The organism is Nocardiopsis moroccensis, from assembly GCF_055763695.1.
In genome coordinates this window covers 4,308,470-4,332,045 of sequence record NZ_CP199747.1, presented here as the reverse complement: position 1 = coordinate 4,332,045, position 23,576 = coordinate 4,308,470, and the positions used below count along the sequence as shown (strand labels likewise).

The window sequence follows — 23,576 nt, the reverse complement described above, 5'->3', positions numbered from 1 at the left end:
GACCCGCCCACCGCCCCTCCCACCCCCGAGCCAGGCCCGTTGTCGAAGCGCTTCGACACTCCTGCCACCCCTACAGGAAGGACCGACGTGTTCAACGAGATCGAGGACGGCTTCGAGTGGCGCGGCAGCCACCAGGTCCTACGCGCCCAGGCGTGGGGGACCGACGGCATCCGTGTCCGCTCCGCCCTGTCCAACATCCGCGAGGACCTGCCCGGCGCACTGACGGAACGCCCCCCGGGGGCGGCCGAGGTGCGTATCGGTGACACCGCCGTCCTGGTCAGCGGATCCCTCACCCTGGAGGTGAGCGCCGACGGCATGCTCCGCTTCACCCGCGGTGACACGGAGCTGCTCGCCGAGGAGCGCGCCCACTTCTGGTGGCCCGGCCCCCGCGTCTACACCTCCACCGGCAACGGCTACTACCGGATCGAACAGCGCTTCCGCGCCTACGAGGACGAGCGCATCCACGGCCTCGGCCAGCACACCCACGGGTTGTTCGACCAGAAGGGCGCGGTCATCGACCTCGTCCAGCGCAACGCCGAGGTCACCATCCCCTTCCTGGTCTCCTCCCGCGGCTACGGGATGCTCTGGAACAGCCCGGCCACCGGAAGGGTCGAGCTCGCCGACAACGGGACCCGCTGGGTGAGCGACAGCGCCCGCCAGATCGACTACTGGGTCACCACGGGCGACGGCCCCGCCGACATCCTGTCCCGCTACGCCGACGCGACCGGTCACCCCCCGATGCTGCCGGAGTTCGCCTCCGGCTTCTGGCAGTCCAAGCTCCGCTACCGCACCCAGGACGAGCTCATGGCGGTGGCCCGCGAGTACCGGCGCCGCGGCCTGCCGCTGTCGGTGATCGTCAGCGACTTCTTCCACTGGACCCACCTGGGCGACTGGAGGTTCGACACCCGGGAGTGGCCCGACCCCGCGGCCATGGTGGCCGAACTCCGCGAGATGGGCGTGGAACTCATGGTGTCCGTGTGGCCCTCGGTGAGCCCGCTCAGCGAGAACCACGCCGAGATGCTCTCCAACGGCTACCTCGTCGCCACCGAACAAGGACCCCCCGTGCACGCGGACTGGGCCGACAAGGGGGTGGACTCCCAGGTGCAGGTGTCCTTCTACGACCCCACCAACCCCGAGGCGCGCAGGTACCTGTGGGAGCGGATCCGCCGCAACTACCACTCCCTGGGCATTCGGGTCTGGTGGCTCGACGCCTGCGAACCCGAGCTGAAACCGGGCCACCCGGAGAACCTGCGCTACCACGCCGGCCCCGGCACCGAGGTGGGCAACATCTACCCGCTCGAACACGCGCGCGCCTTCCACGAGGGGATGCTGGCCGCCGGCGAGGAGGAGGTGATCACCCTGTGCCGCTCGGCCTGGGCGGGCAGCCAGCGCCACGGCGCCGCCCTGTGGTCGGGCGACATCGCCCCCACGTTCGCCTCCCTGCGCACCCAGGTCCGGGCCGGGCTCAACGTCGCCATGTCCGGCCTCCCCTGGTGGACGACGGACATCGGCGGTTTCCACGGCGGTGACCAGGACTCGCCCGAGTACCGCGAGCTGATGGTCCGCTGGTTCCAGTACGGGGTCTTCTGCCCGCTGGCCCGGTTGCACGGATACCGGGAACCGTTCTCGCACGACCTCTACCCGCAGATGTCCGGCGGCCCCAACGAGGTGTGGTCCTACGGCGAGGAGGTCTACGGGATCCTGCGCGAACTGCTGTTCCTGCGCGAGCGGCTGCGCCCCTACGTGATGGAGCAGATGCGCGCCGCCCACGAGCGGGGGTTGCCGCCCATGCGCCCGGTGTTCGTCGACTTCCCCGAGGACCCGAACACCTGGGGCGAGGGCGACCAGTTCCTCCTGGGCCCGGACGTGCTGGTCGCCCCGGTCACCGAGTACGGGGCCCGGACCAGGGACGTCTACCTGCCGGCGGGGGCGTCCTGGACCGACCCGTGGACGGGGCACGTCCACCAGGGCGGCAGGGTGGTCACGATCGACGCGCCGCTGGACCGGGTTCCCGTACTGCTGAGGGAGGGGGCCGACCTCCCGATCACGGGCTGAGCCGACCGTGCAGCACCGCCACGCCGCCGCCCCGCACCGTCAGGCCCTCGGCCGCCGTGTCGGTCAACAGGTCCACGGCCCCGGGGGCGAGTCCCAGCCCGGCCGGGTCGACCCGGTACGGGGCGTCGGCGTGGTTGAGCACGAAGACCCAGGTGAGGGACCCTTCGACGCGCCGCACCAGCTCCACGCCCGGGTCCGAACCGAACGGGGACCCGGGCTCGGGCCGCAGGTCGGCGGCGGTGGCGTCCTGCCCGGCGCCCGCCGCCCCGACCCCGGCCAGCAGAGCGCCCAGGGCCGTGTCGTCCAACCGGACGGACAGGTACCAGGCGCTCCCCGCGCCCCGGCGGTTCCGGGTCAGGACGGGCTCCCCGGCGCAGGGGCCCGACCGGTGGACGGCCACCGCCTCGGCGCCGGTCGTGCGGACCGCCTCCGTCCAGCCGCGGACCGGGCCGAGGTCGGTGTCGAACAGCTCGGTGTCCGGGGCGGGGCGCAGCTCCTCCACCCGGACACCGAGCAGGTCGCGCAGCGCGCCCGGGTAGCCTCCGGTGCGCACGGTTCCCTGCGGGTCGGCGATACCGCTGAACGGGGTCACCACCAGGGTCCCGCCCCGCTCCACGTAGTCGGTCAGGTGTGCGGCGGCCTCGTCGGAGAGCAGGTAGAGCGAGGACACGACCAGCAGCGGCACCGACGGCAGCGGCCGGTCGGGGCGGACGAGGTCCACCGTGCGGCCCGACCGCCACAGCACGCGGTGGACCTGCCGTACCGCGCTCAGGTGGTCGAGTTCGGAGTCGGGCAGGGAGGCCGCGCCCATCGCCCACCAGGACTCCGGGTCCCAGGTCAGGGCGGCGTCGGCAGGGACGGGGGCCTCGGCCGCCCCGGAGACCCTGGGCAGCAGGGAACCGAGCTCGCACACCTCACGGAAGATCCGCGAATCGGGACCGGCGTGCGGGACCATCCCCGCATGCCACTGCTCGGAGCCTCCCCGGGAGGCCCGCCACTGGAAGAACATGGCGCCCCGGGAGCCCCTCGCCACGTGGGACAGGCTGTGCCGGACGATCTCCCCGGGGGCCTTGGCGACGGTCCGTCCGGGGGTGTACACGACCCCCGCGGCCTGCTCCATCAGCAGCCAGGGGCGGCGCCCTCCGGGGACGCGGGCGGCGTAGGAACGGGCGAGGTCGGCGGCGAAGGCGGTCTGGGCCGCGGCCTCGGTACCGGTCCCGGACGGGTAGTCGTCCACGGCCACCAGGTCCACGTGTTCGGCCCACTTCCACGGGTCCACCGGGACCCAGTCGCCGAAGGCCAGGTTGGTGGTGACCGGGACGGCCGGGTTCGCCGCCCTGAGCACCCCGCGCTGGGCCAGGTAGTGGTCGAGCATCGCGTCCGACAGGAAGCGCCGGAAGTCCAGTACGTGGGCCGGGTTGGCCAGGTACTGGGTCGCTCGCGGGGTCCGGACCTGTTCCCAGTCGGAGTAGTGCTGACCCCAGAACGCCGTCGTCCAGGCCTCGTTCAGTGCCGCCAGGTCGCCGTGCCGCCCGCGGAGCCACTCCCGGAACGCCCGGTCGGCGTGGACGGAGTGCGACCACGTGCCGTACTCGTTGTGTACGTGCCACAGCCGCAGGGCCGGGTGCGCGGAGTACCGCTCGGCGAGCGCCCCGACGATCCGCTCGCAGGCCGCCCGGTAGGCGGGCGCGGTCACGTCGTAGGTGTCCCGGCTGCCGTGGGTCAGGCGCACCCCCTCGGCGGTCACCGGCATGGCCTCGGGGTGGGCGGCGCTGAACCAGGGCGGCGGGGAGGCCGTGGGCGTGGCCAGGGCGACCCCCACTCCGGCCCCGGCCAGCCGGTCCATCTCGCGGTCCAGCCAACCGAAGTCGAACTCCCCCTCGCGGGGCTCCAGCAACGACCACGAGAAGACCCCGACCGTCACCAGGTTCACCCCGGCCCTGTGCATCAGTCCGATGTCCTGGGCACGTACCTCCTCCGGCCACTGCTCGGGGTTGTGGTCTCCGCCGAACCACAGCACGGACATGGCGCACGCTCCCTCGTACCCGCTGACACGACCCGGTAAGGATGCCCCGTGACACCGACCAGCGACAGCCCCCCAAGCCGAACGATTCGCACCCGCTCGCCCGTCCGCGACTGGGAGGACGCTCTGATCAGCGGGAACGGCAGCCAGGGTGCGCTCGTGCACTCCGGGCCGGACCGGACCCGGCTCACCCTCTGCCACGAACGCCTCTTCCTGCCGGTCCGGGAGCCGCTGCCCGCGCCGCACACGGCCCCGATCCTGCCCGAGCTCCGCGCGCTCCTGGGCCGGGGCGAGTCCCGGGCGGCGGCCGAGCGGATCACCGCGCTGGCGGCGGGGGAGGGGTACCGGGGCACCCACTGGATCGACCCCCTGGTCGGGGCGGCGGAGCTCGCCCTCGTTCCGGCCCGCCCGGTCCCCGGCCCCCTCACCAGGTCCTGCGACCTGGACACCGGGGTGGTCACCGAGGAACTGCCGGACGGGACCCTCCACCGGGTGTTCGCCTCCCGGGCCGACGACGTCGTGGTCTGTGAGTTCCTCCGGGCCCGGGGGCTGGAGGGCAGACTCACGCTGGGGACGCTCCCCGAGGAGCCGCCGGTGCCGCTGTCGGCCCGGGCGGACGCCGGGACCGATCGGCTCTCGCTCACCGTGACCCACCCGGACCGCCCGGCGGGCACCGCGCCCGGGTACACGGTGACCTGCGCGGTCACCTCCGAGGGTGGGACGGTCCGACCCGACGGGGGCGGGCTCGCCGTGCGCGGCGTCCGTCGGCTCACCCTGGTGCTCCGGACGGAGGTGGCCGCCCCGGGCGCCGAACGGCCCCCGGCACCTGCCGTCCTTCCGGGGAAGCGGACCGGTCCGCTGCTGGAGCGGCACCGGACCCTGCACGGGGAGCTCATGGGCCGGTTCCGCCTGCGCCTGGACGGCGCCGGCCCGGGCCACGGCCGCGGGGCCGACCCGGAGCGGATCGCCCGGCTGGTGGACGCGGGACGGTACGCGGTCGTCTCCGCCTGCGGGGACCTCCCGCCCACCCTCCAGGGGGTATGGAGCGGAACCTACGATCCGCCCTGGCGCTCGGGGTACACCTTCGACGGCAACCTGCCCTCGGCCCTGGCCGGCCTGCACCCCACCGGCACCCCCGAGCTCATGACCCCGCTCTTCGACCTGATGGACGCCTTCGCCGAGGACCTGCGGGAGAACGCCCGGCGCCTCTACGGGTGCGGGGGGATCCTGCTGCCCGCGCACGCCTCCACCAGCGGACGCCACAACCACTTCGGCCCCGAGTGGTGCCTGACCTGCTGGACCGCGGGAGCGGCCTGGGTCGCGCGCCTGTACTGGGACCACTACGCCTACACCCGGGACCGCGCCTTCCTGCGGGAGAGGGCCCTGCCCTTCCTCACCGAGGCAGCCGAGTTCTACGAGGACTTCCTCTGCGCGGACGGCTTCTCCCCCTCCTACTCGCCGGAGAACACTCCGGCCGACGGGGACGGGCAGGCCTGCGTCAACGCGACCATGGACATCGCCGCCGTCCGCGACCTGGCGCGCAATCTGGTGCGGGCGCACCGGGCCCTGGGGCTGCCCGGGGCCCGCAGGTGGGTCCGGCTGGCCGCCCGACTGCCCGGTTACCGGATCGGTCCCGACGGCTGCCTGTCCGAGTGGGCGGGGACGGCCGGGCCGGTGGCGCAGACCGACCGGCACGCGCACCGGCACGCCTCCCACCTGTATCCGCTCTGGTACGAGCGGGATCCGGCCTTCGCGGACCCGCGGCTGGCCGGGGCCGCGGCCCGGGCGGTACGCGCCCGCCTGGCCTGGTGGCGGGGGCAGGAGGCGGACGAGATGGCCTTCGGGCTGGTGCAACTGGGGCTGGCCGCGGCGGCGCTGGGGATGGCCGAGGAGGCCTGCGAGGCGGTGTCCCTGCTGGCCGAACGGTACTGGCGGCCGACGATGGTGCCCACGCACAACCGGGGGCGGATCCTCAACGTGGACATCGGCGGGGGTTTCCCGGCGCTGGTGGCGGCGATGCTGCTGGGTTCGGCCGAGGGCAGGATCGACGTCCTGCCGGCACTGCCCCGGGAGTGGGCCTCGGGGTGCGTGGAGGGGCTGCGGGCCCGCGGGGGCGTGGCGGTGGACCGGCTGGAGTGGGGGCCGGACGGGGTCCTGGTGGACCTGCGGGCCACGGCGGACGGCCCGCTGCTGGTCCGTATGCCGGACGGTGATCGGAGGGTTCGGCTGACGGAGGGGGGAGCGGTGCGTCTGCACGGGAAATTGCGGAACGGCTGAGCTCCGGTATCGAAGCGATTCGAAATAATCTCGGAAACCCCCGTTGACGTTCTGTCATCGCGAATACACACTGACAACCACAATTCCCGCCGGAGGCAGTCCCCCGTACGGGTCGGCGGGAGTACCCCCACACCGAGGAGTCCCGCTCATGCCCGGATCCAGGACATCCCCCGAACGACTATGGAAGCGCTCCCAGGATGCGAGGGGGCGAAGGGCGGCCACCGGTGCGGTCGCCGCCCTCTCCGCGGCCGCCGTCGCCGCGGCCCTCCTCGGTCCCGGAGGCGTCACGACCGCGGCCCCCGCCTCCGCTGCAGCCGCCGAAACCGACTACACCTGGGACAACGCCCAGATCGCCGGCGGCGGGTTCGTCCCCGGGATCGTCTTCAGCGAGACCGAACCCGACCTCGCCTACGCCCGCACCGACATCGGCGGCGCCTACCGCTGGGACCCCGGCACCGAGCGCTGGCAGCCCATGCTCGACTGGATCGGCTGGGACGAGTGGGGGTGGACCGGCATCGTCAGCCTGGCCACCGACCCGGTCGACCCCGACCGCGTCTACGCCGCCGCGGGGACCTACACCAACGACTGGGACCCCAACAACGGGGCCATCCTGCGCTCCGACGACCGGGGTGAGACCTGGGAGGTCACCGAGCTGCCCTTCAAACTCGGCGGCAACATGCCCGGCCGGGGCCTGGGCGAGCGCCTCATGGTCGACCCCAACGACAACAGCGTCGTGTACTTCGGCGCCCGCGGCGGCCACGGCCTGTGGCGCAGCACGGACCACGGTGCCACCTGGGCCGAGGTCGAGGAGTTCCCCAACCCCGGCGACTACGTCGAGGACCCCGACGACGAGTGGGGCGTGCACGACGACATCACCGGGGTGACCTGGGTGGAGTTCGATCCGCGGACGGGCTCGGCGGGTTCGGTCACGCAGGACGTCTACGTGGGCGTCGCCGACCTGGAGAACACCGTCTACCGGAGCCGGGACGGCGGACAGAGCTGGGAACCGGTCCCGGGGGCGCCCACGGGACACCTGCCCGCCCACGGTGTGCTCGACCACGAGGGCGGCCAGCTCTACGTGGCCACCACGTCCACCCCCGGACCCTACGACGGGGACTCCGGCGACCTGTGGCGCTACGACACCGCCGAGGAGGAGTGGGCCAGGATCAGCCCGGTCCCCTCCGACTCCGAGGACAACTACTTCGGCTACGGCGGCCTGACCATCGACCGGCAGAACCCGGACACCCTCATGGTCGCCACCCAGATCTCCTGGTGGCCGGACATCCAGATCTTCCGCAGCACCGACCGCGGCCAGACCTGGTCCCAGGCCTGGGATTACGGCGCCTATCCGGAGCGGGTGAACCGCTACGAGATGGACATCTCCACCGCGCCCTGGCTGGACTTCGGCGGCGGCGGAGAACCGCCCGAGACCCAGCCCAAACTCGGCTGGATGACCCAGGCCATGGCGATCGACCCGTTCGACTCCGACCGGTTCATGTACGGCACCGGGGCCACCGTCTACGGCAGCGACAACCTCACCAACTGGGACTCCGACACCACGTTCGACATCGAGGTGAAGGTCCACGGCCTGGAGGAGACCGCCATCCACGACCTGGCGAGCCTGCCCGGCGGCCCGCTGGTGTCGGTGATGGCCGACATCGGCGGCTTCACCCACCACGACCTCGACGAGGTCCCCGGCCGGATGCACCAGCAGCCCTACTGGGGCAACGGCACCAGCGTGGACTTCGCCGAACTCGAACCCTCGCTCGTGGTGCGCACCGGTGACGCCGAGGACGACGCCACCTCCCACATCGGGATCTCCGACGACGGCGGCGACAGCTGGTGGCAGGGCTCCGAGCCCGGCGGGGTGACCGGCGGCGGGACCGTCGCCGTCGCCGCCGACGGTTCCTCGGTGGTCTGGAGCCCGCAGGGCACCGGGGTGCACGTCTCCACCAGCCGGGGTTCGTCCTGGACCGCATCGACCGGCGTCCCCGAGGGGGCGCGGGTGGAGGCCGACCGGGTCGACCCGGACGTGTTCTACGCCGTCGCCGACGGGGTCTTCCACACCAGCACCGACGGCGGGGCCACCTTCACCGCCTCCGGCTTCGACGGCCTGCCCGCGGAGGGCAACGTCCGCTTCGGCGCGGTTCCGGGCCACACCGGCGACGTGTGGGTCGCGGGCGGGGCCGAGGACGGCACCTACGGGATGTGGCGCACCACGGACGCCGGCGCCACCTTCGAGCGGATCGAGGCCGTGGACGAGGGCGACGCGGTCGGCTTCGGCGCGCCGCCGCCCGGCGCGGACTACCCGGCCGTCTACACCAGCTCCCGGATCGACGGGGTCCGCGGGATCTTCCGTTCGGACGACGCGGGCGCCACCTGGGTCCGGGTCAACGACGACCGCAACCAGTGGGGCTGGACCGGGTCCGTGGTCACCGGTGACCCGGACGTCTACGGGCGGGTCTACGTCGGTACCAACGGCCGCGGCATCGTCTACGGCGACCCCGTGGAGGGGGACGGCGGGCCCGGCCCCGACCCGACCCCGTCGCCCTCGCCCACCGCGGACCCCGACCCCTCGCCCAGCCCTTCGCCGGAGCCCACTGCGGGTCCGGGCACGTGCGAGGTCGGTTACGACGTCGGCGCCACCTGGCCCGGCGGTTTCCGGGCCGACGTGGCGGTGACCAACACCGGCTCGGAGGCCGTCGAGGGCTGGGAGCTGGCCTGGGACTTCACCGCGGGCGAGGAGGTGACCAGCCTCTGGAACGGTTCCCACACCCAGACGGGCAGCACCGTCACGGTGACCGGCTCCGAGTGGAACGGCCGGATCGCCCCGGGTGAGGCGGTGTCGGTGGGCTTCAACGGGTTCGTGGACGGCGAACCCGCCGTGCCCGAGGGGTTCACGCTGAACGGTCAGGCGTGCGACTGACCCGCTGACCTGGAGCATCCGGCACACGGGGCCGGGAACCGGACGCACGGTTCCCGGCCCTTGACGCGACCCCGCCCCCGCCCGTGGGCCGTGGACCGTGGTCACCGGTGGCCCGGACGTCCGCGGCAGTACCCGACGGCCGCGGGACCGTCCACGGCGGCCCGGCCCGAAACTCCCACGGCAACGGATGTACATCCGGCACCCTGGAGACATGAACGAGCCCCTGACGGCGACCGTGTCCGAGGTGCGACTCCGCCTCGCCGACACCATCGAACGCGCACGTCGTGATCACACCCCGACCTTCATCACCCAGAGGGGGAGGACCACGGCCGTCCTCATCGATGCCGACGAGTACCGGCGTCTCCTGCGGATCGAGCGGGCCGCCGAGAACGCATGGCTCAACCGCCTCGCCGACGAGTCGGAGCAGGAAGGGCGTGCGGATTCCGTCTCCCTGGAGGAGATGGTCCGTGAACTCGCCCGGGGGCAGGGGGCCTGACGGCCTCAGCCCTTGACGGCGCCGATGATGACCCCCTTGGTGAAGTGCTTCTGGACCAGCGGGTAGACGAACGTGACCGGCACCAGGGCCACCACCACGATCGCCATCTGGATGGCCAGGTTCGGCGCGGAGGCGGTGCCCTGGACCGCCTCGCCCACCACCGAGCTGGAGCTGATCTGCTGCCCCTGCTGCACGTACTGGCGCAGCACCAGCTGCAGGGGCCACTTGGAGTTGTCGTTGATGTACAGAACCGCGTTGAAGAAGGCGTTCCAGTAGCCGACCGCGTAGAACAGGCCGATCACCGCGGTCACGCCCTTGGACATGGGCAGGACGAGCCTGGTCAGGATCGTCCACTCACCGGCCCCGTCCACCCGGGCGCTGTCGGAGATCTCCCCCGGCAGGTTCATGAAGAACGCGCGCATCACCACCAGGTTGAACGCGTTCACCGCCGTCGGCAGGATCAGCGACCAGTAGCTGTCGATCAGACCCAGGTCGCTGACCAGCAGGTACAGCGGGATCATGCCGGGGGCGAACAGGAAGGTCAGCAGCACGGCGAACAGGAGCGGCCGGTGCCACAGCGAGCCCGGCCGGGAGAGCCCGTAGGCGGCCAGGATGGTCGCGGCCAGGCTCACGGCCGTGCCGACCAGGGTCACCCCCAGGCTCACCAGTACGGCACGGGTGACCACGCCCCCGCTGAAGAGGTCGGCGTAGGCCTGGAACGAGATCCCGGCCGGGACCACCACCAGGCCGCCCGCCGCGTTCACCGCGGACGCGGGCGACAGGCTGGTCAGGACCACGACGTACAGGGGCAGGATCACGACCGTCGCGATCGCGGCCAGGGCGGCGTTCTTCGTGAGCCGCGTCGGTAGGCCCGGGCGCTCCGCCCACACGGGGCGGTCCTTGAAGAGAGTGCTCATACTCGCCTGTAGATTCCGTTCTCACCCATCCGGTGGGCCGTCTTGTTGGCGATCAGGATGAGCACGAGGCCGATCAGGCCCTTGGTCAGGCCCGCCACCGCCCCCGCGCTGAAGTTCCCGGTGACCAGGGTCTGGTGGTAGATGAAGGTGTCGAGCACCTCGGACACACCGGAGCCGAAGGCGTCCCGCTGGAGGAAGAACTGCTCGAAGCCGACGTTGAGGATGTCGCCGAGCTTGAGGATGAGCAGCAGGACGATCACCGGGCGCAGCCCGGGCAGGGTGATGTGCCACATCCGCCGCCACCGCCCCGCGCCGTCCACCGCGGCCGACTCGTAGAGGTTCGGGTTGATCGCGGCCAGGGCGGCCAGGAAGATGATCGTCCCCCAGCCGGCGTCCTTCCAGATCATCTGGGAGGTGACCACGAACAGGAACGCGTCCGGGTCGGACATGATCTCCAGGGGCGCGTGCCCGTTCTGCCGCAGCATCTGTGAGAACAGCCCGGCCCCGCCCAGGATCTGCTGGAACAGCGTCACCACCAGCACCCAGGAGAAGAAGTGCGGCATGTACACGATGCTCTGCAGCAGCAGCCGCAGCCGGGGGCTGAGCACGCTGTCGAGCAGGATGGCCAGCGCGATCGGGATGGGGAAGAAGAACACCAGCTGCACGGTGGCGATGATCAGCGTGTTGCCGACCGCGTTCCAGAACCGGGGGTCGCCGAAGAGCCGCTCGAACTGGGCCAGCCCCACCCACGGGCTGCCGAGGACGCCGTCCCAGGGGTTGTAGTTCTGGAACGCGATGACGTTGCCCAGGGTCGGCGCGTAGTGGAAGACGGCCAGCAGCCCGATGGCCGGGAGGGTCATCAGCAGCAGCTGCCAGTCCCGGCGCAGTCTGGCCCCGAGGGAGGGGCGGTTCCTGGGCCGGGGCCGCAGCCGGGGGCGGTGTGCGGGTCGGCGGTCGTCCCGCCCGCCCTCGGGGGCCGGTGCCCCGAGGGTGGTCGCGGGCCCGCCGGAGCGGTCAGTCACGGCCGTGTTCCTGGAGGACCTCCAGGTAGAACTCCCGGCCCTCTTCGCCGCCGTCCCGCCGCCAGTCGTCGATGGCGGTGTCCAGCGAGGACAGGTCCTCGCGTCCCCGGATGATGTCCTCCACCCGGTCGGTCAGCGGCAGTTCGGCGGCGGAGAAGCGGTCGGGCCGCTGGATGCGGATCCCCGCGAAGGGGTCGTCCTCGGCGTAGGCGATCGCGTCGTTGTACCAGGTGGTCTTCCAGTCCACGAAGTCCGGGTACTGGCTCTCGGTGATGGCCGGCGGACGGCCGCTGATGAAGTAGTAGCCGTCGTTGACCTCGGAGTTTCCGAGGTCGGTGAGCTCGGGGGCGCCGTGCTCGTTACGCTCGTGGTGCACGCCCTCCTCCCCGTACCGGTAGTCCATGTACTCCTGGGTGCCGAAGGGCGCCGCGCAGAAGTTCACGATGGCGAGGATTTCCTCGATCTGCTCCGGTTCCATGCCCTTGCGGACGAACACCGACTGGCTGGACGGGTCGTTGCGGTGCAGTACCGGGTCGCCGCCGTCGTGGCCGAGGGCCGGCAGCAGGTCCAGACGGAAGTCGGGGTTGTCTCCGAGGATCTGGCCGTAGGCCTCGTGCCAGGCGCCGAGGCCGTCCTGGTTGAAGAGGATCTGGCCGGAGTTGAGCAGCTCCTTGGCGTTGTCGCCCTGGGCCACCAGGTCGGGGTGCACGAGTCCGGCGTCGAAGACGCGCCGCATGAACTCCACGCTGGCGCGCCACTCCTCGGTCTCGAACATGTGGACCAGCTCGCCGTTCTCGTACCGCCACTGTTTGGGGGCGCCGAAGATCTGCCGGGCGGTCAGGCTGATGTCGCCGAAGGCCCAGCGGTTGTTGTCGGGGTCGTTGACCTCCTTCCCGAGTTCGAAGAGCTCCTCGGAGTCGGCGGGGACCGCGAGCCCGTACTCCTCCAGGAGGTCGCGCCGGTACAGGATCCAGTTGCTGAAGGGTTCGGAGGGCCAGGGGACCCCCTGGAGCTGCCCGTTGAAGACGTTGGCACGCCAGGCGTCGCTGTCCAGGTTGGCCAGCAGCGGGTAGGCCAGCGCCGCGTCCCCGGCCAGGTAGGGGGTCAGGTCCTCGAAGAGTTCTCCGACGGCCCGGTTGAACTGGGGGATCAGGTTGATCACCCAGTCCGGGAACATCGTGATGTCGGCGACGTCGCGTCCGGCGACGACGGCGTTCATCTTGTCGATGATCGTGTTCCCGTCCTGGAAGTTGAACTCGACCGTGGCGCCGATCCGATCGTTGACGTGGTCGTAGAAGGAGTTGTTGCCGAGCCCGGGCGGCACCGGGCCCCACATGGGGGTCATCGCCGTGTAGTGGCCGCCCGAGCCCCGCACGTCCGCGGCGGCCCGGACGAAGCTGTCGGGGTAGGCGGTGAAACCGTCGGGGGCGCCCGCGACCCCGGGGATGTCGGGGACGACCGCCTCGAAGGGCTGGAAGGTGGGGATCAGGTCGTTCAGGTCGGTGGCGGCGGAGGCCGAACCCCCGCCGCCGGTCTCGCCGGCCCCGCCGGAGCAGCCGGAGAGCATGCCGGCGGAGAGTGCGGTGGCGCCGGTGGCGCCCATCAGACTGAGGAAGCGACGGCGGCTCGGAGCCGGAGTCGGGGGGAGTGACATCACGGTCGTTCCTTTGGTCGGCCGGGTCGCCAACGCCCGGGGGTAGGAAACGCTAGGCCATTTTGCTATGAATTGTCTTGGCCGATTAGAGAGTCAAATTACTGCAATGTGATCTAGCACACAAGGCCTCTGTGGTCCAAAGTCGAAGCGGTTCGATTTTGGTACGACGCGGCTCGGTCCCGACTGGGAGAAACGCCCCTGATGAGCACCACGAACCCCACCCGACAGACCACCGAGGACCGAGTCGAGGACCTGATCCGGAGCCTGACCCCCGAGGAACGGCTGGGTCTGCTGCACCAGTACCAGGCCCCCGTCGAACGGCTGGGCCTCGCCGCGTTCCGGACCGGCACCGAGGCGCTCCATGGCCTGGCCTGGCTCGGTGAGGCCACGGTCTTCCCCCAGGCCGTCGGCCTGGCCGCCAGCTGGGATCCGGCACTGCTCCGCCGGGTCGGCGAGGCCACCGCCACCGAACTCCTGGCCGTCCGCCGCCGGGACCCCCGGGCCGGGCGCAACGTGTGGGCCCCGGTGACCAACCCGCTCCGGGACCCCCGGTGGGGACGGAACGAGGAGGGCTACTCCGAGGACCCGTGGCTCACCGGGCTCCTCGCCGCCGCCTACGCCAGGGGCCTGGCCGGGGACGGGCCGCGCCCGCGCACGGCACCCACGGTCAAGCACTTCCTCGGCTACAACAACGAGACCGACCGCTGCACCACCTCCAGCGACCTGCCGCCCCGGGTCCTGCGCGAGTACGAGCTCCCCGCCCACCTGCCCGCCCTCAGCCAGGGCGCCGCACTCGCGGTCATGCCCTCCTACAACCTGGTCAACGGCAGGCCGGCGCACCTGAGCCCGCTCATCAACCGGGTGCTGCGCCGTGCCGCGCCCGGACGGATCCTCGTGGTCAGCGACGCCCACGCACCCGCCAACCTCTTCGGGCTCCAGGGGTTCCACCCCGACGGGCCCACCGCCTACGCGCACGCCCTGCGCGCCGGACTGGACAGCTTCACCCAGGACGACGACCGCCCCGAGGCCACCCTCGCCCACCTGCGGGAGGCCCTCGACCGCGGGCTGATCAGCCAGGAGGACGTCGACGAGGCGGCCCGCAACGTGCTCTCCGTCCGGGTCCGCCTCGGCGAGTTCGACCCCGAACCCCGCCACGAGCAGGTCCCGGAGGAGGTCGTGAACTGCCCCGGGCACCGGTCCCTGGCCAGGGAGGCCGCCACCCGCTCACTCACCCTGCTCCGCAACGACGGCCTCCTGCCGCTGCGGGCACCGCTGCGGATCGCCGTGATCGGACAGCTCGGCGACACCGTCCTGGAGGACTGGTACAGCGGGACCCTCCCCTACGCCGTCACCGCGCGCCAGGGCCTGGCCGAGCACTGCGAGGTGGAGTTCGTCGAGGGCACCGACCGGATCACCCTGGAGACCGGCCAGGGCCAGGTGGTCCTCGGCGCCGACGGGCGGCTCCGCCTGTCCGGGGCCCCGCACGGACAGGGGGAGGAGCGGTCGGATGAGGACGCCGACCTGTCCGGCCTCTTCGACCTCCTCGACTGGGGTGGCGGGGCGCACGCCCTGCGCTCGGCGGCCAACGGGCTCCACGTGGACGAGGCCCCCGGCGACGCCCTGGCCTGCACCGCTCCGGGGCCGGGCACCTGGGAGGTCCGGCAGACCTTCCTGCTGACCCGGTCGGCGGACGGGGTCCGGCTCACCCAGGTGCACACCGGCCGTCACGTCACCGTCGCGGAGGACGGCGCCCTCCGGCTCGGCCCCGAGGGCGCCGAGGGCACCTTCTTCCGGGTCGGGGGACTGGGGTCGGGAGCCCGGGCGGCCGCGGAGGCGGCGGCCCGGGCCGATGCCGCGGTGGTGGTCGCGGGCGACCACCCCATGGTCAACGGTCGGGAGACGCAGGACCGTACCGACCTGGACCTGCCCGCCGCGCAGGAGCGGGTGCTGCGGGCCGTGCACGAGGCGAACCCGGACACCGCCCTGGTCCTGTGCAGCGGGTATCCGTACGCCGTGAACTGGGCGGACGCCCACATCCCGGCGATCGTGTGGTCGGCGCACGGCGGCCAGGAGTACGGGCGGGCGCTGGCCGACGTCCTGCTGGGCCGGGCCGAGCCCGCGGGGCGCCTCACCCAGACCTGGTACCGGGACACCGCCGACCTCCCGGACCTGTTGGAGTACGACGTCATCGGCGCGGGCGGAACCTACCTGTACTTCGGAGGGACCCCGCTCTACCCCTTCGGGCACGGCCTCGGCTACGCCACGGTCGAGTACGGCCGGGCCCGGGTGCGGGTCTGTGACGATCGGGTCACCGTCGAGGTGCCCGTCACCAACACCGGCGACCGCACCGCCGAGGAGGTCGTGCAGGTCTACACCCGGCAGACGGACTCCCGGGTGCGGCAGCCCTTCCGGACCCTGCGGGGCTTCGCCCGGCTGCGGGTCGCCGCGGGGCGGACCGAGGTCGCCTCGGTCTCCTTCGAGGTGGACCGACTGGCGGTCTGGGACACCATCGGGGACCGCTTCGTGGTGGAGGAGGCGCCCCGGGAGGTCCAGGTGGGGCGCTCGGCGTCGGACGTGGTCGCCACCGTGCCCCTGGACGTCCCGGGGGAGCCGATCCCGCCCCGGGACGCCTTCACCGCCTGGTCGGCGGACCGGTACGACGAGGCTCGCGGGGTCCGGCTGTGCCCCGTCGCCCCGGAGCCCGGACCGGTGGAGCCGGACGCGTCCGAAACCGCGGTCCCGGGGGACGCGGTGCGCGCCCAGGCCGCCGGCGCGTGGGTGGCCTACCGGGACGTGGACCTGGGGGCCGGCGCCGCCGAACTCCGGGTGGGCGCCAACGCGCCCCGGGCGGCCACCGTCCGGTTGCGACTGGGCGATCCGATCACCGGGGAGGTCCTCGCGCAGGTGCCGGTCCCCGCTGGCGACGGCGCCCACGACTTCACCGAGGTCCGCACCCCGGTCCGCGGCGCCTCCGGGGTGTGCGACCTGTACCTGGTCCTGGAGGACGCCGACACCGCGGTATCCGAGCTGGTCCTGGTCGCTTCCTGAACCGTCCGGCGCCTCCGGCCCCGCCCCGGGCGGGTCCCGCTCTCCCCTTCCGCCGCTCCGTGCCGCACGGCCCCTGTCCGTACCCGCCTTCCGGGATGCAGGATGGTCCGTGTGCCACGGAGTGACGAGCGAGGGCGGGAACCTGTGCGGGTACTGACACTGGACCGGATCGACCCGGACCTGACCGGCCTGGTCGGGGGCAAGGCCGCCGGTCTCGCGGCGGCGCTCCGGGCGGGCGAGCGGGTGCCGCCGGGGTTCTGCGTCACCACCGAGGCCCACGGTTCGGGCGAGGTGCCCAGGGACGAGGTGGCGGCGGCCTACGAGGCGCTCGGCGGCGGCCCGGTCGCGGTGCGCTCCAGCGCCACCGCCGAGGACCTGCCCGACGCCTCCTTCGCCGGGCAGCAGGACACCCACCTGAACGTGGAGGGGGTGGACGACCTGGTCGGAGCGGTGCGCCGCTGCTGGGACTCCCTCTGGACCGACCGCGCCGCCGCCTACCGCCGGGACCGCGGGATCGACGACCGGTCCGTCCGGATGGCGGTGGTCGTGCAGCGCATGGTCGACCCCCGGGCGGCCGGAGTGCTCTTCACCGCCAACCCGGTCACCGGCACCCGCGGGGAGACGGTTCTGGACGCGGTCCCCGGCCTCGGTACCGCCGTCGTCGACGGCACGGCCGAACCCGACCGCTACCTGGTGCGGCCGGACGGGGGCACCGAAGGCCCCGCCGACGGCTGCCTGCGCCCGGAGGAGGTGGCGACCCTCCACGCCCTGGGGCGGCGGCTGCAGAGCCACTTCGGTGCGCCCCAGGACGTCGAGTGGGCCATCGACCGGGACGGGGTTCCCTGGGTCCTGCAGTCCAGGGCGGTCACCACGCTCTTCCCGTTGCCGCCGGCCCGCGCGGACGGGCCCGGGGTCTATCTGGAGGGCGGTCACATGCAGGGCATGCTCAGGCCCTTCACCCCGTTGGGCTTCGCCGCACTCATGGAGGTCTCCCGGGACTGGTTCGCCGCCTTCACGGCAGGTGAGGGGGCGGGGCTGGAGTCGTGGATGGTGAACGTGGGCGGGCGGCTCTACCTGGACCTGACCGGCCTGGTCCGGGACCGCAGGACACGCGACAGCCTGCCCGGGGCCCTGGCCCTCTACGGTCCCGGGGCCGGCCGGGCGGTCCGGGGCCTTCTGCGGGATCCGCGGTTCGCCCCGCGGCCGGGCCGTCCCCTCCGGGCCGGGGCGGTCCTGCGCGGTGTGCGGGCGGCGGCGCCGCTGCTGGCGGGCTTCGCCGCGGACGCCGCCCTCGCCCTCTGGAATCCGGCCCGGACCAGGGAAAGGGTGTTCGGCCTCGGGGAACAGGCACGGCTCGGCGCGAGGCGCACACCGGAGTGGGTGGTGACGGTCCGGGACCGGCTGGAGTACGCCCGGCACCTCCAGGCCCCGGTGATGTCCGGGCAGATGATCGCCATGCTGGGCCCCCTGTACGCGGGTCTTGTGGCGGCGAAGCTGCCCGAGTACCTGCTCAGCGGGGTCGCGGAGCCGTCGGAGGTCGCGGTGGTCCTCGGTGGGATGCCGCACAACGTCACCACCGGGATGGACCTGGAGCTGTGGCGGCTGGCCGAACGCGCCCGGGAGCACCGGGAGCTGCTGACGCGGACGCCGCCGGAGGAACTGGCCGAACGCCACCTGGCCGGGGACCTGCCGGACATCGGACTCACCGGCTTCCTGGACCGGTACGGGCACCGGAGCGCCGCCGAGATCGACATGGGGGTGCCCCGGTGGGCCGAGAACCCGGCGCCGGTGTTCTCCGCGGTCGCCAACTACCTCCGGGTGAGCGACCCGGAACAGTCGCCCGAACGCCGGTTCGGGGCGGCGGCCGAACGGGCCGTCCGGACGCGGGACGAACTCGTGCGCAGGCTCGCCCGGACCAGCCCGCTGCGCGCCCGGCTGACCGCTTTTCTGCTCGACCGGGCGCGCGAGCTGTCGGGGCTGCGGGAGTACCCCAAGTTCGTGTGGCTGTACGCGCTGGCCGAGGTGCGCCGTCAGATGCTGTCGGTGGGCGGGGAACTGGTCGCGTTGGGCAGGCTCGACCGGGCCGAGGACGTGGTCTTCCTGGACTTCGACGAGGTCGGTGAGTTGCTGGACGGGGCCGAACTCCGGGCTCTGGTGGCGGAGCGCAGGGCCGAGTACCGGCGTGAGCTCGGCCGCCGCAGGGTGCCGCCGCTCCTGCTCTCGGACGGCACCGACCTGGAGGCGGCCCTGCCCGCGCTCCCCCCTGCCGAGGGTTCCGAGGGGGAGCTGACGGGTGTCGCGGCCTCCCCGGGAACCGCCACCGGGGTGGCGCGGGTGGTGCGTGATCCGGCGGGCGCCTCGCTGGCGCCCGGGGAGATCCTCGTCGCGCCGACCACCGACCCCGGATGGACCCCGTTGTTCATGACCGCGGGAGGGCTGGTGGTGGAGACCGGGTCGACGGTGGCGCACGGCCCCACGGTCGCCCGTGAGTACGGCATCCCCTGTGTGATCTGTGTTCCCGGGGTGACCGAACTGGTCCGCGACGGCCAGACGGTCACCGTCGACGGGTCCGCGGGCACGGTCCGGGTGGAGGAGCCGGGGGAGCAGGAGGGAACTGGGAACCCCTGAACCGAGTCATAGGGGGACCATGCTGCGGTTTCGTATGGGTAACGGGCATCTCGGGTAGAGGGCGGACATGAACGAGCAAATGACACACCCCCGGTCCGCTCAGCGACATCCCGGGGCCCTGTTCGGCCGGATGCAGGTCTACGCGCAGAACAACCCGCGTTCCTACGCCGTCAGGGCCCTTCTCGTCCTCCTCTCCCTGGCCGTGCTCCCGCCGCCGGCGTTCTCCGTGATCCTGTTCGACGACTGGTCGGTCCTCATGCCGGTCCTCGTCGGGGCCGCGGTCCCCGTGGTGGTCATGGGTACCTTCATGGTCCTGCTCATGCCGTGGTTCACCCGCCGGACGCTGGGCGCGTGGACCCTGCCCCCGGACACCGACCCGGTGCACCTGCTGGAGGCCAAGCGCCAGCTGCGCCGGGGCGGACTCCACGGGAACGAGGACGTCAACCGGATCGCGCGCGTGGTCGCGGCCCAAGCCGCGATCAAGATCAACTCACCGCGGACCATCAACGTCCTGGGCCTGGTCGCGGCACTGTTCTTCGGCTCCCTCACGGCCCTGACCTACCTGCTCTCGGGGCCGGGCCCCGACTTCTGGTCCCAGGCGGTCATCACGCTGGTCTTCCTGTCGTACCCGCTCCTCCTCGGGCCGTGGGCCAAGCGCTACCGCCGGCGCGCCCGTGACTTCGCCAGGCTCTACGACGCCCGGCGGCGCCAGGACTGATCGCCGCTCCGGCACTCCGGGAGGCCGGTGCGCCTCCCGGACACGAAGGCCCCGCCCCGGGCACACCGGCATGCGGCCCGGGACGGGGGGTTCCGAAGGGGTTCCGGGGTCAGCGGGTGCCGAGCAGGTGCTCCAGGGCGAGCTGGTCCAACCGCTCGAAGTGGTAGCCCCTCTGGCCCACGGTCTCCAGGTCGATCTCCTCCTTGAGCAGGTCCGCGACGCCCTCGCCCGGGGAGAGGGTGGGCTCGGCCAGCTCGGGGACCCGGGCCTCGGCCAGGGCGGTGGCCACCTCCGGGTCGGCACGGAAGGCGGCGGCCCTGTCCCGCAGGATCAGGTAGTTGCGCATGCAGCCCGCCGCGGACTCCCAGACCCCGGACATGTCCTCGGTCCGGGGCGGTTTGAAGTCGAAGTGCCGGGGGCCCTCGTAGCCGGACCGCTCCAACAGGTCGACCAGGAAGAACGCCTCCTTGACGTCCCCGGCGCCGAAGCGCAGGTCCTGGTCGTACTTGACGCCGCGCTGGCCGTTGAGGTCGATGTGGAAGAGCTTGCCCGCCCACAGGGCCTGGGCGACGCCGTGCGCGAAGTTGAGCCCGGCCATCTGCTCGTGCCCGACCTCCGGGTTGACCCCCACCATCTCGGGGTGTTCGAGCTCGTTGATGAAGGCCAGGGCGTGGCCGACGGTGGGCAGCAGTACGTCGCCGCGCGGCTCGTTGGGTTTGGGCTCGATCGCGAAGCGCAGATCGTAGCCCTGCTCCAGGACGTAGGAGCACAGCAGGTCGAAGGCCTCGCGCAGCCGGTCCAGGGCGGCGTGGTCGTCCTTGCCCGCCTCGGTCTCGGCGCCGTCCTGGCCGCCCCAGCACACGTAGGTCCTTGCCCCGAGGGAGACCGCGAGGTCGATGTTGCGGATGACCTTGCGCAGTGCGTACCGGCGCACGTCGCGGCTGTTGGACGTGAAGCCGCCGTCGCGGAAGACGGGGTGGGTGAACAGGTTGGTGGTGACCATCGGCACCGCCATGCCCGTTTCGTCCAGCACCCCACGGAAGCGCTGGAGGATCCGGTCGCGTTCGGAGGGTGAACTGCCGGGTGGGACGAGGTCGTCGTCGTGGAAGGTGACGCCGTAGGCGCCGAGGTCGGCGAGGCGGCTGACCGCGTCCACCGGGTCGAGCGGGGGGCGGACCGGGTCGCCGAAGGTGTTGACGCCTCGCCAGCCCACGGTCCACAGGCCGAAGGTGAAGCGGTCCTCGGGGGTGGGCCGGTAGTCGGTCATGCGCGCTCCTGGAGGGGTCGGTCCGTGGACGGTGCCGGACCCGATTAGTTTGTCTAGAGACACAACTAATTGTCAACGGGGTGGGCCGCGCCACACCGCGCCCGGGCTCCTACGGCGGGGGCAGCGGTAGGGCACCCGATTCCAGACCGTGGATCATCACGGCCGCACCGCCCCGGGAGGCGGCGCTCATCCCCAGGTCCGAGGGCTCCACCCGACAGCCGCCCGCCTCCGGGGCGAAGGAACCGGCCCGTGCGGCCTCGCGACAGCGGGGGACCAGCCACCGCGCCATCGGCACGAAGTAGCCGCCCAGCACCACGGCACCCGGGTTGACCACGTTCACCAGGGTCGCCACCCCGCGGCCCAGCCACGTCCCGGCCCGCTCCAGCGCGGCGACGGCCGTGGGCTCACCCGCCGAGGCGCGGTCCACCGCGACCGCGACCAGTTCGGCGACCTCCGCGCCGGACAGCGGGCGTCCCGGCACCAGGTCGGGCAGGGCGGTGCGCAGGATCGCCCCGATTCCGGCCAGCGCCTCCAGGCAGCCCCTGCGGCCGCACGAGCACTCGGGGCCTTCGGTGTCCAGTTCCAGATGCCCGATCTCCCCCGCGAACCCGCCCGCCCCGCGCAACAGCTCGCCGCCGACCAGCACACCCGCGCCGATCCCCACCTCACCGGTCACGTACACCAGGTCCGGTAGCCCGGCCAGCGGTCCGAACCGGTACTCGGCCATGGCGCCGAGGTTGGCGTCGTTGTCGACCAGCACCGTCGCCCCGGACAGCGCAGAGTCGGCCAGGCGGGAACACAGCAGTTCCCGGAGCGGGACGTCCCGCCAGCCCAGGTTGGGAGCGCGCGTCACCGTGCCGGAGGGGGCGTCGATCAGCCCCGGGACCGCCACGCTCACCCCCACCACCGAGCGCCCCCGCAGCTCGGGGCCCTCGGTGATCTCCCGCAGGATGTCCGCGATCCGGTGCGCGCAGTCCAGGGACCCGGCCGACCGGGCGTCCAGCGGCACGTGCCGCTGCACCAGTTCCCGGTGCAGCAGGTCCACGGCCACCACCGACAGGTAGTCGACGTTGACCTCCAGACCGATCGCGGCCACCGACCGGTCGTCCAGGGCCAGCAGGACCCCCGGTCGGCCCACCCGGCGCTGCGAGGTCTCGCCGGTCTCCCGGATCAGACCGCGCGCCATGAGATCGGAGACCAGGCTGGAAACGGTGGTCTTGTTCAGTCCGGTGGCGGCGGCGACGGCGGCGCGGGAGCACGGGGCGTGTTCGCGGACGGTGCGCAGCACGGTGCGCAGGTTGCTCTCCCGGACGGTCTGGAAGTTCACCGTTCCCGTACCGGTCGCCACCCCGTACCCCCCCTGCCGCCGACTGCCGCGGAAAACCTGTTGCCCGTGTGTGGGGGCGCTGATTGGATTCCCATCATGGTGCCTTCAGACGTGTTCCGCGACCAGCCCGTCCTCGTCGGGGACCGGGTGCGGTTGGAGCCGCTGGGCGTCGCCAACGCGGGCGAGGTGATCCCGGGGATCGTGGACATGGACCCGCAGGTGCGCAGGCTCACCGGAACCCACCAGGAGTTCACCGCCGAACAGCTGCTCAGGGTTTTCGCGGCCTGGGAGCAGCGGCACGACCGGGCCGACTGGGTCGTCCGGGAACAGCGGGGCGGTGCGGCCGTCGGTGACTGCGCGCTCATCGACCTGGACCCGGACAACGCCGAGGCGCACTACCGGATCGCGCTCAGCTCCATGGAGCACACCGGCAGGGGCTACGGCACCGAGGCCACCGACCTGGTCCTGGAGTACGCCTTCGAGACCGCGGGGCTGCACCGGGTGGCACTGGAGGTGTTCGCCTTCAACACCAACGCGGAGAGGTCCTACGCCAGGTCCGGCTTCGTCCGTGAGGGCGTGTGGCGCCAACACCTGCGCTGGGACGGGGAGTGGCACGACGCGGTCCTGATGTCGATCCTCGCCGACGAGTACGCCGAACTCCGCCGCCGGCGAGGCTGACCGGACCGGCGTTAGTGTCGGTGGTATGCCCGTTCCCGAGTTCCTCCGGAAGCTGCGCCGGCACGTCGGCCACGACCTCCTCCCCCTGGTGGGTGTGACCGCCGTGGTTCTCGATGACGGCGGCCGGGTGCTGCTGCACCGGCGCTCCGACGACGGTCGCTGGGCCACCCCGGGCGGCATCCTCGAACCCGGGGAGCAGCCCGCCCGGGCGGTGGTCCGCGAGGTGCGCGAGGAGACCGGGGTGCTGGTGGAGGTGGAGCGCCTCGCCACCGTGATCGGCCAGGAACCGCACACCTACCCCAACGGTGATCAGGTGCAGTTCCTCGACCTCGCCTTCCGCTGCCGTCCCGTGGGCGGTGAGCTCGGGGTCGACGGCGACGAGAGCCTCGACGTGGGCTGGTTCGCCCCGGACGGACTGCCGCGGATGGCTGATCGGATCCTCGAACGCATCCGCTGCGCCCGCGAGCCCGAGGGCGAGCCCCACTACGAGCGCTGACCTCCGCTTCCGGCCCCCGCTCCCCGCTCTCCTGTGCCCACTTC

Annotated in this window: 15 protein-coding genes; 9 read left to right on the top strand and 6 right to left on the bottom strand. The window is 72.6% G+C overall.

Features of this window, described 5'->3' with window-relative positions; all coding sequences use genetic code 11:
- Positions 1-87: 87 nt before the first annotated feature.
- Positions 88-2,055, top strand: coding sequence for a glycoside hydrolase family 31 protein (locus ACUKCB_RS19160; RefSeq protein WP_473036968.1), 1,968 nt, complete (start codon positions 88-90; stop codon positions 2,053-2,055).
- Here the strand turns inward: ACUKCB_RS19160 and ACUKCB_RS19155 are convergent.
- Positions 2,045-4,081 (bottom strand): beta-galactosidase, encoded by a 2,037-nt coding sequence (locus ACUKCB_RS19155; RefSeq protein ID WP_473036967.1) that lies wholly within the window; start codon positions 4,079-4,081, stop codon positions 2,045-2,047. The two genes, ACUKCB_RS19160 and ACUKCB_RS19155, sit on opposite strands and share 11 nt — an antisense overlap.
- A gap of 48 nt (positions 4,082-4,129) precedes the next feature.
- On the opposite strand from ACUKCB_RS19155, the gene ACUKCB_RS19150 reads away from it, so the two are divergent.
- The 3 genes from ACUKCB_RS19150 to ACUKCB_RS19140 all read left to right on the top strand — a co-directional run bounded on the left by ACUKCB_RS19150 (position 4,130) and on the right by ACUKCB_RS19140 (position 9,777).
- Positions 4,130-6,355 (top strand): glycosyl hydrolase family 95 catalytic domain-containing protein, encoded by a 2,226-nt coding sequence (locus tag ACUKCB_RS19150; protein ID WP_473036966.1) that lies wholly within the window; start codon positions 4,130-4,132, stop codon positions 6,353-6,355.
- A gap of 148 nt (positions 6,356-6,503) precedes the next feature.
- The gene (locus tag ACUKCB_RS19145) at positions 6,504-9,281 is read left to right on the top strand and encodes a cellulose binding domain-containing protein (protein ID WP_473036965.1); all 2,778 of its coding nucleotides are present in this window, start codon (positions 6,504-6,506) and stop codon (positions 9,279-9,281) included.
- 211 nt (positions 9,282-9,492) lie between these two features.
- Positions 9,493-9,777 carry a type II toxin-antitoxin system Phd/YefM family antitoxin gene (locus tag ACUKCB_RS19140; protein ID WP_473036964.1) on the top strand — a complete coding sequence of 95 codons (285 nt, stop codon included), beginning with the start codon at positions 9,493-9,495 and terminating at the stop codon, positions 9,775-9,777.
- A gap of 5 nt (positions 9,778-9,782) precedes the next feature.
- Here ACUKCB_RS19140 and ACUKCB_RS19135 read toward each other — a convergent pair whose 3' ends face one another.
- Genes ACUKCB_RS19135 through ACUKCB_RS19125 form a run of 3 tightly spaced genes read right to left on the bottom strand, consistent with a single transcriptional unit; the run spans position 9,783 to position 13,370 of the window.
- Positions 9,783-10,694, bottom strand: coding sequence for a carbohydrate ABC transporter permease (locus ACUKCB_RS19135; protein WP_473036962.1), 912 nt, complete (start codon positions 10,692-10,694; stop codon positions 9,783-9,785).
- Entirely contained in the window at positions 10,691-11,716 is a 1,026-nt protein-coding gene (locus ACUKCB_RS19130) for an ABC transporter permease (RefSeq protein WP_473036961.1), read from the bottom strand. Before ACUKCB_RS19130 ends, ACUKCB_RS19135 begins: the two co-directional genes overlap by 4 nt.
- Entirely contained in the window at positions 11,709-13,370 is a 1,662-nt protein-coding gene (locus ACUKCB_RS19125; RefSeq protein ID WP_473036960.1) for an extracellular solute-binding protein, read from the bottom strand. Before ACUKCB_RS19125 ends, ACUKCB_RS19130 begins: the two co-directional genes overlap by 8 nt.
- Positions 13,371-13,571: 201 nt before the next feature.
- On the opposite strand from ACUKCB_RS19125, the gene ACUKCB_RS19120 reads away from it, so the two are divergent.
- From ACUKCB_RS19120 to ACUKCB_RS19110, 3 genes are all read left to right on the top strand, one after another.
- A complete protein-coding gene (locus ACUKCB_RS19120; protein WP_473036959.1) occupies positions 13,572-16,418 on the top strand; it encodes a glycoside hydrolase family 3 C-terminal domain-containing protein in 2,847 nt (948 codons plus the stop codon).
- A gap of 144 nt (positions 16,419-16,562) precedes the next feature.
- Complete coding sequence (locus ACUKCB_RS19115; RefSeq protein WP_473036958.1) at positions 16,563-19,046, top strand: PEP/pyruvate-binding domain-containing protein; 2,484 nt, start codon at positions 16,563-16,565, stop codon at positions 19,044-19,046.
- A gap of 67 nt (positions 19,047-19,113) precedes the next feature.
- Positions 19,114-19,764 carry a hypothetical protein gene (locus ACUKCB_RS19110; protein ID WP_473036956.1) on the top strand — a complete coding sequence of 217 codons (651 nt, stop codon included), beginning with the start codon at positions 19,114-19,116 and terminating at the stop codon, positions 19,762-19,764.
- A 109-nt stretch (positions 19,765-19,873) separates the two neighbouring features.
- Here ACUKCB_RS19110 and xylA read toward each other — a convergent pair whose 3' ends face one another.
- Both xylA and ACUKCB_RS19100 read right to left on the bottom strand, forming a co-directional pair.
- A complete protein-coding gene (xylA, locus tag ACUKCB_RS19105; protein ID WP_473036955.1) occupies positions 19,874-21,031 on the bottom strand; it encodes a xylose isomerase in 1,158 nt (385 codons plus the stop codon).
- Positions 21,032-21,140: 109 nt separating this feature from the next.
- Positions 21,141-22,379, bottom strand: coding sequence for an ROK family protein (locus ACUKCB_RS19100; RefSeq protein WP_473036954.1), 1,239 nt, complete (start codon positions 22,377-22,379; stop codon positions 21,141-21,143).
- Positions 22,380-22,454: 75 nt separating this feature from the next.
- On the opposite strand from ACUKCB_RS19100, the gene ACUKCB_RS19095 reads away from it, so the two are divergent.
- Together ACUKCB_RS19095 and ACUKCB_RS19090 are read left to right on the top strand one after the other, a co-directional pair.
- The gene (locus ACUKCB_RS19095; RefSeq protein WP_473036953.1) at positions 22,455-23,036 is read left to right on the top strand and encodes a GNAT family N-acetyltransferase; all 582 of its coding nucleotides are present in this window, start codon (positions 22,455-22,457) and stop codon (positions 23,034-23,036) included.
- A gap of 25 nt (positions 23,037-23,061) precedes the next feature.
- Positions 23,062-23,532, top strand: a complete 471-nt coding sequence (locus ACUKCB_RS19090) for an NUDIX hydrolase (RefSeq protein WP_473036952.1) — start codon at positions 23,062-23,064, stop codon at positions 23,530-23,532.
- Positions 23,533-23,576 lie beyond the last annotated feature (44 nt).